Source organism: Zobellia barbeyronii, assembly GCF_018603515.1.
Taxonomy (GTDB): Bacteria; Bacteroidota; Bacteroidia; order Flavobacteriales; family Flavobacteriaceae; genus Zobellia; species Zobellia barbeyronii.
Genome location: NZ_JACATN010000011.1, coordinates 1 through 18,977, shown reverse-complemented (window position 1 = coordinate 18,977; position 18,977 = coordinate 1). Strand labels below are relative to the sequence as shown.

Genomic DNA, 18,977 nt, shown 5'->3' with positions numbered 1-18,977 from the left:
GGGTAACGCGAACTATTTGAACGCGAACTACCAAGAGGCGTCCAATTGGTACGGGCAACTGTTCCAGTTGGGGATAACGGATATCGACCCGGAATACATGTACCGGTACGCCCAGACGTTAAAATCGTTGGAAAAGTACGATGCATCTGACGTTTGGATGAACAAGTTCAAGACGGCAAGGTCCAACGACCAACGCGCCCTGGCCTTCGGCAACAACGAGGACTACCTGGAACAGATCGAGGAACGCTCGGGGAGGTACGAACTGAAGAACCTGGGGCTGAACTCCAAGGTATCGGACTTTGCGCCCTCTTTCTACGGGAAGGACCTGGTCTTTTCCACGGCAAGGGACAGCGGACTGGTATCCAAGAACATCCACAGATGGAACAACGGCGCCTTTTTGAACCTGTACAAGGCTACCGGCGACGACCAGGGCAATTTCACGGAACTGGACAAGCTGGACCGGAAACTGAACAAGAAGACCCATGAATCCTCCACGGCCTTTACCAAGGACGGAAAGACGATGTACTTTACGAGGAACAACTCCAACAACGGTAAGTTCTCCAGGGACGAGGAAGGTATAAGCAGATTAAAGATATACCGCGCCGACCTGATCGATGAAGAATGGGGCAATATCGTGGAGCTACCCTTTAACGGGGACAGCTACTCGGTGGCACACCCGACCTTGAACAACGATGAGACAAAACTATATTTTGCTTCGGATATGCCGGGAACGGCAGGGGAGTCGGATATCTTTTCTGTAGAGATAAACGAGGACGGTACTTTCGGTGCACCACAGAACTTGGGACCACAGATCAATACGGAGGCGAGGGAGACCTTTCCGTTCGTAACGGCATCGGACATATTATATTTCTCCTCTGACGGACATCCCGGACTGGGAGGTCTCGATGTATTCGGAACGGACCTGAAGAACGACAGCGGTAAGGTACTTAACGTAGGAAGACCGTTGAACGGGGAAGAGGACGATTTTTCATATATCGTGAACGAAGAAACTAAAAAAGGCTATTTCGCCAGTAACCGAAAAGGAGGGCAAGGGAACGACGATATCTATAGTTTTGTGGAAAAGGAACCATTGGACTTTACCTGCCATACCAATATTACCGGGGTGGTGAAGGACAAGAAGACGGGGGCCTTGCTTGCCAACGCGACCATCAAGGTATACGACACGAAGAAGAACCTGATAGCGAGTTCGCAGACGGACGCCAACGGTGCGTTCGCCATGGAAGGGAACTGTGAGGACGGCAACTACAAAGTGGTGGCCACGAAAACGGACTACGACGAGGGCGACAAGATATTCGCCACGGTGAACGCGAAGGACGCCACGGGCATAGAAGTGGTATTGGCACAAACGGACAAGTCGGCACCAATCGGTACGGATCTGGCGAAGTACCTGAACATCGAACCGATCTACTTTGATTTCGACAAGCACTTCATCCGTGAGGATGCCAGGATCAGCCTGAACAAGGTACTGGCGTATCTTAACGAATATCCCAATGTGAAGATACAGGTAGGTTCCCATACGGATTCAAGGGCCAACGACAACTATAACCTACGTTTGTCCGCCAATAGGGCGAAGTCCACGGCGGCGTACTTGGTGGAACAGGGAATCGATGAAGGCCGCATTTCTTTTGAAGGCTTTGGCGAAACGCAGCTGACGAACGATTGTAGCAACGGGGTACCATGTACCAAAGAGCAACATCAGATGAACAGACGTTCGGAATTCATCGTCGTGAAATAGAGCTGAACGAACCAATAAATAATTTTAATGTAGGAAAGGGAAGGAGCATTGCTCCTTCCCTTTTTTTATGCCCTAAACTCATTTATCGGTTTTAGACAAAATCTTACAAATTTGTTAATCAAAAATACAACTGTATTTCAGAAATCAAGACTTCTACAATTCAAAAATTAAGGTGATTAGGGTAAATCTGTAAACTATTGTTATTATTGGTCTTATCGATGAAATACATTATTTATTATTCTTTCATATACAAATTATGAGCTTTCCCATACAATTCACTACCATTTTACAACATTAACTGCTATAATTTTTGTTCTGATATTATATTTAAGAAGATTAACTATATTTATGTAGTATTTTACGTACACTTCATAGAATAAGTTTTATCATGCTAATTCCCAAACTATGAATTATTCTATACTCGTTTATCAAATTATAGCAATCTGTAATACGGTCAATAATTCTTTTTTAGAAGAACTTAAAATGGATAAAATCATTTTTAAGTTTTTGAGAATTTTAAATGTAAGTACACTTTGCTTTCTAGATGTATTGGTATTACCGTTGAAAGACACTTTATATCCATTCAACTATATATACCAAGTAGTACAGCATAAAAAACCGGTTGTTTGAGTGAAAATTGTTTCTTTTTGCTCTTAAAGCTTCCAATTATTTGATCATCAGAAGAACACTCACAAAACTCTTCTTAAATCAAAAACATCAAGAAGATTACGTACTAATTTTTTTGAATTCAGATTACGATACCAAAATTACACTATGAAAATAAAGGCCTCAACAATTAAAAATAAGTTTCTATCTCTAGTGTTTCTTGTTTTTGCCATGAGTAGTTCTTACGCTCAACTTAGTGACCTGCATTATATGCCACCACTTACCGAGACGAACCAGAATTATATTATTGATCAATATGTATACCTTTCCACTCCGGAAGTTATACCATTTGATGTTAACATTTACGTAGGTACCTCGGCAACTCCGCTAGCAACGGTTTCTGTTTCCAACACCGTACCATACACGTATATATTACCTACAAAAGAGAATGGAATAACATTATTGCCTAATGCAGAAGTTGGCCTTGTTAGTAGTACGGCAGGTTTACGTTTAGAGGCACCAGGAGGACAAAAATTTTATGCCAATTATAGAGGAAATAGTAATTCTCAAGGTGTTTCCTTAACCTCTAAAGGACGGGCAGCCTTAGGAACCCATTTTAAATGGGGTGGTATTCCCTTTTTACATGATCGAAGTATTTTTAATGCAGTCTTAGGGGTTATGGCTACGGAAGATAATACAACAGTTACCATTTCAGACTATGATCCTGATTGTGTTTTTCGACTAGGAAATAATGGTACAGGCTTAACCGATGACACGATTACAATTACATTAAATAAAGGAGAATCTTATGTTTTAGAAGCTGAAGGAAGTAATGGTGATGCCAATAGATATGGATGGTTAGGTGCAGATATTATATCAGATAAGGATATCGCTATTAGTACTGGTCATATATTACTTGGTGTTCTTCCTAGTTCTAATATTCAAGATGGAGGAACAGATCAACCAGTGCCTATTGATATTATTGGTCGTGAATATGTTTTTATTAGAGGTGGTGGTACAGATGCCTTAGAATTTCCAATAATAATTGGAACAGCTAGTGGTACCGATATTTTTGTAAATGGGGCAACAACTCCCATTGCAACTATAAATGACGGAGAATACTTTGTGGTTCCTGGGTCAAATTATTCTGGTGGTACAGCGGGTAATAATATGACGGTTACCGCATCTAAAAATGTGTATGCCTACCAATGTTTGGCTGGTAGTAATTCTGGAGCAACAATTGGAATGAATTTTATTGCTCCTGTTAATTGTTTACTTCCAGATAATGTAAATAACATTAGTACTATTGAAGATTTAGCAGGAAAAACGATATCAGGTGGGTTGACCATTCTAGCATCAAATAGTACCCCTGATGCTAATATTGTCGTAACTGCCGATGGTGTTCCTGTAACCTTGCCTGCTGCTATACCGGCTACGGGCTTACCTTGGAAAAGTTTTTATATCCCAGGTTTAACGGGTAATATATATGTACAATCTTCAGGAGCAATTGCTGTTGGAGTTGTTGGTTTTAGTGGTGCACTAGGAACTGGTGGGTACTTTTCTGGTTTTGATACCGTACCCGTAGTAGACTACTCTATTTCAGGTTCGGGATGTTTAGGGAGTACTATAACGCTTACTGAAACTTTTGATACCTACCAATGGTTTAACGATGGAGTTGCCATACCTGGAGCTACCAGCGGAAGTTACACGCCTACTGAAATTGGTGAACATTACGTAAATGTATCTAAAAGTGGATGTGATTATAACTCTAATGTAATTCAGGTATTTTATTGTAATCCAGACATTTTCATTAGTAAAACTTCAGACAAGACAACAATATCAGAAGGCGAAACGGTAACTTTTACAATTACCGTAGAAAGCTTAGGATTAGATGATACCACTGGTTTAGTTATTACAGATGAATTACCAACAGGATTAACTTTAATAAGTGCAACTCCAAGCAAAGGTACTTGGTCTGCTCCAAATTGGAATGTAGGTGATATGGTCAAAGGTGAAAAGCAATCAATAGTTATTGTCGCTTCTGCCGATGATATAGATGCTCCATTCGCAACTAGAAGTATTACAAATACAATTTCTAACACTCAAGATCAAACAGATTCCAATTCATCTGTAGATGATTCAACAGCAGTAATTACTGTAGAAAATTTAGATGACGATAATGATGGCGTTCCAGATACTTCTGATCTTTGTCTAGGATTTGATGATAGTGTAGACACTGATAATGATGGCGTGCCAGATGGTTGCGATTTAGATGATGATAATGATGGTATTTTAGATACGGATGAATGTGTAGCGCCACCGGCATCAGTTATTGGTACTCAAGATACTTCAGTTAGCTGGGTTGATTTTCAATGGAACAGAATTATAGGAACAACGTATTGGTCCGGTAGAACTGGTAGTGATAACGAATGGGGGCTCATAGGTACCTTCGATCTAGGAAACTTAAATGCAAATTTGGCAGGTGTGATGGTCACCATAACTTCAGTCTCAAATGAGCCAGATGATGCCAGACTATATATGGGTGCATCGTCAGGTAGTTTATTGGGCGGTCATGCAGGGTTTATTTTAGAATTCTCAGAACCAGTTGATATAAGAAGAGAAGCACTTGCAGGTGTTGCTTTCAGCACAGGTGAGATTGAAACGTATTTGTCTAATAGCCAAATGCATTATGTTAATGGTGATACACCGGCTAGTGTTACAGTTACTACTGATGACGGTTCTGGTTTTGCAAGTATAGAGGCAAATGGAAGTGGAGGTACTAGTCCAATCGTTGCCGAGAGTTATGGTACTACCTATTTTTATATGGATTGGGATGATAATATTCTTCCAAGTACACAACAGTTTAGAATGGAAATTGGTGAATTTCCAAGAATAGCTACTACCGACACCGATGGTGATGGTATTGTAGATTGTAAAGATTTAGATAGCGATAATGATGGTTGCCCAGATGCTTTAGAGGGTGATGCAAGTTATGATTATGATGATATTGATGGTGACCTTAGATTAACCGTAGCTGTAGGTGCCAATGGTATACCTAGTGGTTCTGCTCAGGGTAGAGGTACTTCATTAGACAAATTAGCAAAATCAACTGCATGTTCAGAATGCCTTCCAAATCATCCTTTATTTACAGATTTTGATGGCGATACTATTGGTGATGCTTGTGATGAAGACAATGATAATGATGGTATTTTAGATGTTGATGAATCTAATAGTGGATGTGGGGCAGCTTCTTCAACAAATATTCATTTTACAGATGCATCTTATAATACAGTAGCAGCAGATAGCAATGACGGTGATTTAGTTACTTATTTAAAGGATTTTGATAGTGGTATTTCAGCAGTTGTTACCACTACAATAGGTTCTGGGATTTTCGCTGCTGGCAATCCAAATTATACAGATGGCACCGTAAGGGTAGATATGCAAACGCGTAATTCTAGTTCTGGGGTTACCGGTACTTCTACAGAAATTGTATTTTCTGAACTTATATTATCTACAGAATTTAATGTAAGAAGTTTAGCTAGAAATGCAGCGGGATCTTATAATGAAAGTCAAAATATTAGATTTTTTAATAATGGAGTTCAAGTAGAATTTCCAGCAGATATTTATGCACTTAGCGGAACCATAGGGTCGGGAGCTTCTTATGATCCTGTTACCGGAGATGCCATAGCCGCAATAATTGGTGGAGGTGGTCAAGAAGCCAACTTTAGATTTAATATTGATAAAGCAATAGACAAAATTGTTATAACTCAAATGGATACGGCTAATGCCGATAATATTGGGTGGACGGTTAATATTTTATGTGCCTATAATTTAGATACAGATAATGATGGAATTTATAACCATCTAGATTTAGATAGTGACAATGATGGTTGCCCAGATGCTTTAGAGGGTGCCGCAACTTATGATTATACTAATATAGATGGTAGTTTTCAACTTACGGCTACGGCAGATGCAGCAGGTATTCCTGGTGGATCTTCTCAAGGAGTTGGTACATCTATAGACAATTTACAACAGTCAGATGCATGTTCTGAATGTTCACCAAATCATCCCTTATATAATGATGCAGATGGTGATAATGTTGGTGATTTTTGTGATGACGATAATGATAATGATGGTATAGCGAATGCCTTAGAATGTACGCCGGCAAAAGGCTTAATTTTAACGGGAGATGATACGCTATTGCTAACAGGAGAATATAATAATGGTAATGGAGTAAGTCAACAGTTTACTATTACATCTACTGAATATAATATTTTAGATAAAACCGGTTCTGCCGATAATGGTCTACAAGTACGATGGAATCAAGGAACAGATCCAACCGTAGAAATGATACTTACTTTACAAGAGCCAGTAAATGCGGTACAAAATGCTATTAGGGTTTCTTCTTTTGAGCCGAACAGTGACGTTGGAGGAATTCAAAATGCAGATAAAACAGTTACGATTACATGGCCAGGTGGCGGTACGGCAGTATTGTCCGATCCATTGGGTGAAACAGATTTAGGAAATGGAGCTGTGATAACCTCCGGTACTCCTTTTCAAGTGGCTCCAGATGCAGCGGGACTTTCCAGACTTGTGCCAGATTCGCAATGGTCTCTATTAATTGATACAAGTACAGGAATAACTTTCCCTATGGATATTGGTTATTTCGCAGATGGAACTATAAATTCAAGTGCAAATCACGTAAATGAAGGTTTTGCATTTAGATCAGTTTTAGATTGTGATAATGATAATGATGGTGTAGCAAATACGCTTGATTTAGATAGTGATAATGATGGAATTTATGATGTTGTAGAATCAGGTGGTACAGATGCAGATGCCAATGGTATTGCAGATGGAGCCGTAAGTACTGAAGGTATCCCTAATACAGCAGGTACAGGTACAGTTCCGACGGAAACTACGGCGGGCACTCCAGATTTTTTAAATTTAGATAGTGATGCAGATGGTTGCTCAGATGCTAACGAAGCATACGAAGATAATACAGCAGATAATGGTGATGGTTTGGTATATGATGATGCCGATACAGCAACTGTTAGCGATGGTTCAGGAAAAATATTAGCCAACGGATTGGTGGCAGCAGCAGCCTATACAACTGGCAATGTAAGTGCGGTAACTACCGAAGATTTAGATTTAGATGGCGATGGTTTAGTGGGTATTTGTGATCTTGATGATGATGGCGATGGTGACCCAGATACAACAGATACAGATCCTTTAGATCCTTGTGTATATAGTACAAATCAAGTCGCAGCTAATGCAGAAGCAAGTTGGAGTGCATTAGACTGTGATGGTGATGGAGAAACAAACGGATTTGAAGTAACTAATAATACAAATCCTTTAGACCCTTGTGAAGTAACGGTTCCAAGCGTACGTGCAACTACAGATGAAAATTATGCGGTTTGGGCAGCAGCCGATTGTGATGGAGATAATCTTGATAATGGTACAGAGGTTACCAATGGTACTGACCCTTTTGATATAGATACAGATGGCGACGGTGTTCAAGATGACGTTGACAGTGATGCACTAGATCCATGTGATCCAGTTCAGCCAGCAGGTTATACAGGTTATGATGCTACCAATGCTATTTGGGCAGCAGCAGATTGTGATGGAGACGGAGTTACCAATGGAACTGAAGTTACCAACGGTACAGATCCATATAGTACAGATACAGACGGTGATGGTGTTCCGGATAATACAGATACAGATGCTTTAGATCCTTGTGATCCAGTACAAGCAGCAGGTTACACCGGTTACGATGCTAACAATGCTATTTGGGCAGCGGCAGATTGTGATGGTGACGGAGTTACCAATGGTACAGAAGATACCAATGGTACGGATCCTTACAATGTAGATACTGATGGTGATGGTGTTCCGGATAATACAGATACAGACGCTTTAGATCCTTGTGATCCAGTACAAGCGGCAGGGTATACAGGTTATGATGCTAGCAATGCCATTTGGGCAGCGGCAGATTGTGATAGTGATGGTGTTTTAAACGGTACCGAAGATACTAATGGCACTGATCCTTATAGTTCAGATACCGATGGTGATGGTGTGCCAGATACCACAGATGCTGACCCGTTAGATCCTTGTGATCCAGTACAAGCTGCAGGGTATACAGGTTATGACGCTAGCAATGCTATTTGGGCAGCGGCAGATTGTGATGGTGATGGAGTTTTAAATGGTACGGAAGATACTAATGGTACAGATCCATACAATACAGATACAGATGGTGATGGTGTTCCAGATAATACAGATTCAGATGCTTTAAATCCTTGTGATCCAGTACAAGCGGCAGGTTACGCGGGTTATGATGCTAGTAATGCTATTTGGGCAGCGGCAGATTGTGATGGCGACGGAGTGATTAATAGTACAGAAGTTACCAATCGTACCGATCCATATAGTACAGATACAGATGGTGATGGTGTTCCAGATAATACAGATGCAGATCCGTTAGACCCTTGTGATCCTTCACAAGTTGCAGGTTACACAGGTTACGTTGCAACCAATGCAATATGGGCAGCGGCAGATTGTGATGGTGATAATGTTACCAATGGTACAGAAGATACTTTTGGTACTGATCCATATAATACAGATACTGATGGTGACGGAATTCAAGATGATGTGGACAATGATCCACTTGATCCTTGTGATCCAGTTCAAGCACCTGGTTATACCGGTTACGTTGCAACCAATGCAATATGGGCAGCGGCAGATTGTGATAACGACGGAGTAATAAATGGTACAGAAGTAACCAATGGTACTGATCCATATAGTACAGATACTGATGGTGACGGAGTTCCAGATGATATTGATGCTGATCCGTTAGATCCTTGTGATCCAGTTCAGGCAGCAGGTTATGCAGGTTATGATGCTACAAACCCAATTTGGGCAGCGGCAGATTGTGACGGTGACGGAATTATAAATAGTACAGAAGTTACCAATGGTACTGATCCATATAGTTTAGATACGGATGGTGATGGTATTGATGACGGTCAAGAAGATACAGATGGTACAAATCCATTGAATGATTGTGAATCTATAGGAGGTAGTCCTTTACCAACAAGTGATTGTGATGGTGACGGTGTGCAAAATTCTTTAGATGCCTGTGAAGGTTTTGATGATGCTATAAACGCAGATGGTGATGCGCTACCAGACGCATGTGATGAAGATGATGATAACGATGGTATTCCAGATACAGTAGAAGGTTCTGGTGATTTTGATGGAGACGGGGTTCCAGATAGTTTAGACCTTGATAGTGATAATGATGGTATTCCGGATCTTGTAGAAACAGGAAATGGAAGTTTAGACACCAATGGTAATGGGTATATAGATAGTTCTGAAAGTGGAGTGGGTACCAATGGTATTCCAGATGTTTTAGAAGATGGTGGTTTGGATGGTGCAGGCGTAACAGCAGTTCCTGTAAATTCTGACGGTACAGCTGGTCCAGATTATTTAGATATCGATTCTGATAATGATGGTATTAGAGATTTAGTAGAAGCACAAACAGATGTTGATTTAGTTCAATTATCTGGTAACGATTCTGATAATGATGGTATTGATGATGCTTTTGATGTAGATTATGATCCTAATAATAGCCTTACCACTTCACCAGAAGATACGGATCTAGATGGTCGTCCAGATTATTTAGATTTAGATAGTGATAATGACGGTATAATAGATAACATAGAGTGGCAATCAACTTCAGGTCACCTTTTTCCATCTGCAGATTCAGATGGCAATGGTCTTGCCGATAATTATGAGGTTGCACCTGCCGGCTCAGGAGAGTCTATTAATCAACCTGAAAATTCAGACGGTCAAGATATGCCAGATTTTAGGGATACAGATTCTGATAATGACGGTTTAGATGATATGACCGAAGTCTATGATTACAATGATGATCTAGTGGCAGATGTTGTTCTTTCTGGAACAGATGCTGATAATGATGGATTAGATGATGCTTTTGATTTAAGTATCTCGGGACCAAATGGTATCGCAGATCCAAACGGGGCAACAAATAATAATCAAGATGTAACAACTTTCTTAAATACTCAAGATCCTTTTACCAGTGAAGTAGATTTTAGAGATGGCAATGTACACTTAGACCCTATTGATACGGATGGTGATGGAGTTGATAATCTTATCGATATTGATAATGATAACGATGGCATTTTAGATTACGTAGAATCTTTAGGTTTTCAACCTACAGATACCAAAGGAGATGCTTGTGGTATTCCTGCCGGTTCATTTATTGGAGGTTCCTATATAGCTGCTACTGGTTCTGGAGCAGGTACTTTAAATGCGGAATATAGATTCTCAACTGTAGTTACATCATCATTGGGTGTTTTAGATGCTATTGTTACAATTACGGATATAGACAATGCAACCTTAACTTCAATTGATACCAATGCTTCTGGTAGTAACGAAGCTTGGCAACCTACTTTTGATGTAGGAGGTACCGCAGGCGCAACAGGTAGTATGTCCTTTAATATAAGTTTGGTAGCGTCAGGAACGGATTTTCAGGTAAACCTTATTCGTTTTGGTGGTGTAATTTATGATATAGATGGCGCTAATACCAAAGAAAGCGTAACGCTTACACGCCCTGGTTTGTATGCAGTAGATAGTAATTCATTGCTTACAGTATCAGAGAATTTAGCAACTGGTACGGCTACTTTTGAGGGTCCTGCGCAAACATGGGCAGGGGTTGATTTTGGAGCTAAACTAGCTGCGTATTTCAACTACTATGAAACTACAAACCTTAATTTAACATTTACAGGTGAGTTACAACCTGGTTTTACCACACGGGATTATTTAGGTTCAATTTTATTCCAGACCTGTGACATAAATGGATTGTTCACACCTACAAATACCACTTCAGCAAATAATTCTGGTGGTACACCAACAGGAATAGCCTCAGGCCCTGGTTCGGAACCTGTTTACACAATATATCAAGGTATAGATAGTGATAATGATGGTATTGAAGATCATTTAGATATTGACTCGGATAATGATGGTATTCCAGATAATGTAGAGGCACAACTTACTTCATCTTATACTTCTAGAGGAGTGGATGATGGTGATACAGATGGTTTGGGCGATCCGTATGAAGGAGCAGGGAACGAAGGCTTAACAGCTATTGATACAGATTTAGATGGTATTCCAGATTATTTAGATTTAGACTCAGATGGCGATGGTTTTACCGATAGAGTTGAAGCAGGTTTTGCTGCAGCTACGAACAATCTAGATTCTGACGGTGATGGTTTATTAAATGGATATGATGATGTAGACACACTAGGTACTCTTTTTGATACTAATGATGATCAAGATAATGGAGCTTCAGATTTACCTAACATAGCAAAAACTACAACTCCAGAAGTTGATTACCGCGAAGTTGGTATTGATGATAATGATTTAGATGGTATAGCAGATTCTATTGATTTAGATGATGATAACGATGGTATTTTAGATACGGTTGAAACTTCAGGAACTAATCCTAGTGCTGATGATGATTCTGACGGAATATTAAATTATAGAGATACCGATTTAGGTGCTGATGCCAACGGTGATGGTATCGTCGATATTTTTGATACTGATGGAGATGGTGTTCCTAACCACTTTGATTTAGATACAGATAATGATGGTATTTATGATGTTGTAGAATCTGGCAGTGACCAAGTATTTACAGCTGGTGTTGTAACTGGTGCGGTGGGTACAGATGGTATTCCAAATTCGGTACAGGCAAGTGGTCAGCAAAATAGCGGTGCTGTAAGTTATACGGTATCAGATTCTGAAACTACTTCTGATGGAATATTTGATTTCTTGGAATTAGATGCTGATGGAGATGGATGTAATGATGTTATCGAAGCTGGGTTCACAGACCCTAATGGTGACGGAGTCTTGGGCGATGGTGCTACAGTTGTAGATTCTAATGGAATTGTAACAGGAACTAATGTTTCTGACGGATACACCACACCAAATAATGCGGATAGTGCTACAGATTCAACATTCGACTTTCAACAGCCAGGTGTTATACCAACAATTGCAACTGCAGCAGAACAACCTCAAGATGTATTAACTAATGGAAGTTCTGCAGAGATATTTACGGTAACGGCTACAGGTACAGATGTACTTTATCAATGGCAAGTAGATGATCAATTGGGTGGTGGTTTTGTTGATATTGACGATGCAAATGCAACTGATATTTATTCAGGAAGTAATACAGAAACACTGACTTTAACAGGTATAACAACAACACAACAGGGTTATGAATATAGAGTGATAATTACAGAGACTAATTTTGTATGTTCTCCTTTAATTTCTGATAGTGCGTTGCTTACGGTAGATGTAACTCCGCCTGCTATTCCTACCGTTGATAGTCAAATTACAAATGATACAACACCTGTTATTACAGGTACTGCAGAAGCAAATTCTACGGTAACGGTAGTAGTTGCGGGTGCAACATATACAACAACTGCAGATGCTTCTGGCAACTGGACGATTGATACGGAAACTGCTATTGCAGATAGTGGATCATTTACACCAAATGTAAATGGAACAAATGAAGTAGCCGTTACAAGTACAGATGCTGCTGGTAATAGTACTGATGATGTTACAACTTTAGAGTTGACAATAGATACTACCAATCCTGCTATTCCTACAGTAAATAGTCAAATAACAAATGATATAACACCTGTTATTACAGGTACTGCAGAAGCAAATTCTACTTTAGAAATAGAAGTAGGCGGTGCAATTTTTACCATTATTACTGATGCTTCTGGCAATTGGACTTTAGATACCGAAGTTGAATCTCCGGAAAGTGGAACTTTTGATCCAAATGTAAATGGTGTAAATGAAGTTGCGGTCACAAGTACAGACGCAGCGGGTAATAGTACAGTAGATATTACCACCTTAGAGTTGATCATAGATACTACGGCCCCAACGGCTCCAACAGTTCAAATTACTGAAGACACCAATAATGATGGTTTAATTAGTGATGATGAATTAACAGGACCTATCAATGCAGTAGTTACACTACCTGTGGATGCCGTTGCTGGTGATACGGTTACCATTACAGATGGTAATGGTAACTCACAAGACGTGGTGCTTACTGCAACTGATATTAGTAATGGCGATATAACTGTTATAATTGCTAACCCTGGTGAGAATGGTACCATTGTCGTAACGGCTAATATTACAGATGTGGCTGGCAATACAAGTGCGGATAGTGCTACAGATACAGCAGTACTTGATACGACGGCTCCTTTAGCGCCAACAGTAGTTATCTCTGAAGATGTTGACAATGACGGATTAATAAACGAAGACGAACTTGTAGGTGATATTGATGCTCGTGTAACGCTTCCAGTGGATGTGGTAGCAGGAGATACGGTGACCGTTACTGATGGTAATGGAAACTCTCAAGATGTAATCTTGACGGCAACTGATATTACAAACGGATTTATTGATGTAGTAATCGCAAATCCTGGAGATACGGGTACTATTGTGGTAACCGCAAATCTTACAGATGTTGCCGGTAATGTTGGTCCAGATAGTGCTACAGATACTGCGGTACTTGACCTTAAAGATCCATTAGCTCCAACAATACAAATTACTGAAGATGTCAATGATGATGAATTAATAAATGGCGATGAACTAGTAGGTGATTTAGATGCTGTGGTAACACTTCCTGTCGGTGCAGTTGCTGGTGATACGGTAACGGTAACTGATGGTAATAGTAATTCACAAGATATAATACTTACTGCAACAGATGTTGCAACGGGTTCTATAGATGTGGTAATAATCAACCCAGGTGAAAACGGTACTATTGTATTAACTGCTAATCTAACGGATGTTGCAGGTAATGTTGGTCCTGATAGTGCTACTGATACCGCTGCCATTGATACAACAGCTCCTGTTGCGCCAACAATTGAGATTACAGAAGATGCCGATAATGATGGTTTAATAAACGAAGACGAATTAATTGGTGATATTGATGCCCGTGTAACTTTAGTGGGAGCAGTATTTGCAGGAGATATAGTTACGGTAACCGATGGTAATGGAAACTCACAAGATGTGGTACTGACCGCAACAAATATATCTGATGGATATGTAGATGTTATTATTGCCAACCCTGGTGATATGGGTACCATTGTGGTAACCGCTAATATAACAGATGTTGCCGGTAATGTTGGTCCTGATAGTGCTACAGATACTGCAGTACTAGATCTTACTGATCCTGGTGCTCCTACGGTAATTATTGTAGATGACAGTAATGATGATGAGTTAATTAACGAAGATGAATTAGACGGAGATATTCAAGCCGCAGTATCACTACCAAGTAACATTGCCGCAGGTGATACGGTGACTATAACAGATGGTAATGGAGATTCTCAAGATGTTATACTTACAGCAGCTCAAGCTACCAACGGATTTATTCTTGTTGTAATTCCTAATCCGGGAGATGGTGGTACAATTAATGTCACTGCCAACGTAACAGACATAGCCGGTAATGTGGGTCCTGATAGTAATACAGATAATGCATTACTTGATCTTACCGATCCAAGTGCGCCAACGGTAGAAATTACCGAAGACACCAATAATGATGGTATCATCAGTGAAGATGAATTAGTAGGAGATATCGATGCACGTGTAACTTTAGTTGGACCAACATTTGAAGGAGATACGGTAACGGTTACCGATGGTAACGGAAACTCACAAGATGTGGTATTAACTGCAGCAGATGTTGCCAATGGATTTATAGATGTAATTATTGCCAATCCTGGTGATGGAAATACTATAGTTGTAACCGCAAACTTAACGGATGTTGCTGGTAATGTTGGACCTGATAGTGCAACAGATACTGCATTAATCGATGTATTGGCTCCTAGTGCGCCAGAAGTAGAAATTGCTGAAGATGTAAGCAATGACGGTTTAATCAGTGCAAGTGAATTGTCTGGTGATATTGATGCAGTAATTATACTACCTATTGATGCAGAAGTAGGTGATACAGTAACCATAACAGATGGTAACGGTAACTCGCAAGATGTGATTTTAACTACGACCGATATAGCAACTGGTTCTTTAGAAGTTATCATTGTCAATCCTGGTGAAGCAGGTACAATAGTATTGGGAGCATTTATTACAGATGTTGCTGGTAATGTTGGTGATGATAGTGCTACTGATACAGCAGTACTTGATACAACGGCACCAAGTGCACCAACAGTAGAAATTACTGAAGACACTAATAATGATGGTTTAATTAGTGAAGATGAATTAATGGGAGATATAGATGCCCGTGTTTCTCTTCCTATAGATGCAGAAGTAGGCGATACGGTAACCATTACAGATGGTAATGGAAATTCACAAGATGTGGTTTTAACTGCAATTGATATTACTAATGAATATATTGATGTTGTAATCGCGAATCCTGGTGATACGGGTACAATAGATGTAACTGCAAATATTACAGATGTTGCTGGTAATGTTGGTCCTGATAGTGCTACAGATACTGCGGTACTTGACCTTACTGATCCAACTGCGCCAACGGTAGAAATTACTGAAGACACCAATAATGATGGTTTGATCAGTGAAGATGAATTGGTTGGTGATCTTGATGTAGTGGTAACACTTCCGCCTGATGCGGTAGCTGGCGATACGGTAACTATTACAGATGGTAATGGAAACTCACAAGATGTAGTCTTGACTGCAACTGATATCGCGAACGGATTTATTGATGTAATAATTACTAATCCTGGAGATGCAGGTACCATTGTTATAACAGCGAATATTACAGATGTTGCTGGTAATGTTGGTCCTGATAGTGCTACAGATACTGCGGTATTAGACCTTACAGATCCATTGGCTCCGACGGTTGAAATTACAGAAGACACCAATAATGATGGTTTAATTAGTGAAGATGAACTAGTTGGGGATATAGATGCTCGTGTAACACTACCAGCTCAAACATTTGCAGGAGATACGGTAACGATTACCGATGGTAATGGTAACTCGCAAGATGTTATCCTAACTGCAGCTGATATTGCGAATGGATACATTGATGTTGTAATCGCTAATCCTGGTGATACGGGTACAATTGTTATAACTGCGAATATTACTGATGTTGCTGGTAATGTTGGTCCTGATAGTGCTACGGATACTGCAGCTCTTGATCTTACAGATCCAACTGCGCCAACTGTAGAAATTACAGAAGACACCAATAATGATGGTTTGATCAGTGAAGATGAACTGGTAGGTGATATTGATGTAGTGGTAACACTTCCACCTGATGCAGTCGCTGGTGATACGGTAACGATTACCGATGGTAATGGTAACTCACAAGATGTAGTCTTGACTGCAACTGATATCGCAAACGGATTTATTGATGTAATAATCGCAAATCCAGGTGATACAGGCACGATTGTTATAACAGCAAACATTACAGATATTGCTGGTAATGTAGGTCCTGATAGTGCTACTGATACTGCAGTACTTGATCTTACAGATCCATTAGCACCGATTATAGAAATTACAGAAGACACCAATAATGATGAATTGATCAGTATTGATGAGCTGTCTGGTGATATCGATGCACGTGTAATACTACCAGCTCAGACATTTGCAGGTGATACGGTAACTGTTACGGATGGTAATGGTAACTCACAAGATGTGGTGCTTACTGCTGCTGATGTAGCTAATGGCTTTATTGATGTGGTTATCACGAATCCTGGTGATTTAGGTACTATTGTCGTAACGGCTACTATTACGGATGTTGCCGGTAACGTTGGTCCAGATAGTGCTACAGATACTGCAGCTCTTGATTTAGCAAATCCAACGGTTGATAGTTTTGATACTATAGATATTACACCGGTATTAACTGGTCAAGGAAATACTAATGAGATTTTAGTAATTGAGTTGGATACAGATGGAGATAATATTCCTGATGTTACCTATACCGTGACTACCGATGCCAGTGGCGATTGGAGTTTAGATACGGAAACGGCAATACCAGATTCAGGTAGCTTCCCAGTTCTAGTAGATCAAGATGTAATTAATATTACAGCAACAGATCCTTCTGGAAATGCTGGAACAGGAGCGGTAACAGTTTCAGTTGACACGGATAATGACGGAATCAATGATAAGGAAGAGGTTGCAATAGGCACAGACCCTAATAATCCTGATACGGATGGTGATGGAATTAATGACGGACAAGAAGTCAATGTTGATAATACGAATCCTTTAGATGATTGTAGTTCTGTAAATGGATATCCATTAGGTAGAAGTGATTGCGATGATGATGGACTAACAACCGATGAGGAAGTTGCCATAGGAACTGATATAGATAACCCAGATAGTGATAATGACGGACTTCTTGACGGAGAGGAAGTTACTATGGATACTGATCCAAATGATTCGGATTCTGATGATGATGGTATCTTGGATGGTCAGGAAGTATTGGATGGTACAAATCCTTTAGATGATTGTGATCATGTTAATGGTACTGCACTTCCAAATAGTGATTGTGACGGTGACGGACTTACAACAGCACAAGAAGATGCAATTGGTACAGATTCTTACGAAGCCGATACAGATGGTGACACAATACCTGATGGTCAGGAGATTGAAGACGGAACAGATCCTCTTAACCCTTGCGATTCATTAAATGGAGTTCCAACACTTGATGCTGGTTGCAACCCAGAAGTGGTTAACTCTGGTATTTCAGTTAGTAACGAAATTATTACGCCAGATAACGACGGTACAAACGATGGGTTCATTATAGAAAATATAGAATCCTATCCGAACAATACGGTGCAGATCTATAACCGTTGGGGAGTTAGTGTTTATGAAATGTCAGGTTATGATAATACTACAAATGTATTCACGGGTACTTCTGATGCTAGAACAACCATTAGTGCAGATTCAAAACTACCTGTCGGTGTGTATTTCTATGTGATCAAATATGAGAACGAGGGAATAAACCTAAGCAAAGCAGGCTACCTATACATTAATAGATAAAATATTGTCCCAAAATAAATAACCATGAAAAACCTTTTTGCACTACTCTTGTTCGTCTTAGCTGGTAGTACTTCGCTACTTGCCCAACAGGACGCGCAATATACGCAGTACATGTACAACACGATCTCTGTGAACCCAGCTTATGCGGGTTCGCGGGGGGTGTTCAGTATCGCTGCGCTGCACCGTTCGCAGTGGGTGGGCCTTGACGGGGCGCCCACGACGCAGACGCTCAATTTCCATACGCCGGTTTCCAAGCGTGTAGGCCTGGGGCTGTCGGTGGTCAACGATGAGATCGGTAACGGCACGAACCAGGACACCTACGTGGACGCGGCCTTTTCCTATACGGTAAAGACGTCTGACGAAGGCAAGCTGTCCTTCGGTCTAAAGGCCGGTGGCCATCTTTTGAACGTTGATTTCTCGAAGCTGAGGAACTACGGAGCGGAGAGCAATTTGCCGAACATAGACAACAAGTTCTCGCCCAATATCGGGGCGGGGGTGTACTACCACACGGACCATTTCTATGCGGGCCTATCGGTGCCGAACTTTTTACAGACGGAACATTTTGACGGTTCCAATACGAACAGCAGTTCCT

At 40.4% G+C, this 18,977-nt stretch carries 3 protein-coding genes; all 3 read left to right on the top strand.

What is annotated here, in order from left to right; genetic code table 11:
- On the top strand, positions 1-1,756 hold a 1,756-nt coding region (locus tag HW347_RS20400), incomplete at its 5' end, for an OmpA family protein (protein WP_214613571.1).
- Positions 1,757-2,530: 774 nt separating this feature from the next.
- Positions 2,531-18,385, top strand: a complete 15,855-nt coding sequence (locus HW347_RS20395; RefSeq protein ID WP_214613570.1) for an Ig-like domain-containing protein — start codon at positions 2,531-2,533, stop codon at positions 18,383-18,385.
- 24 nt (positions 18,386-18,409) lie between these two features.
- Positions 18,410-18,977: PorP/SprF family type IX secretion system membrane protein (locus HW347_RS20390; protein ID WP_214613569.1), on the top strand; the 568-nt coding region annotated here is incomplete at its 3' end.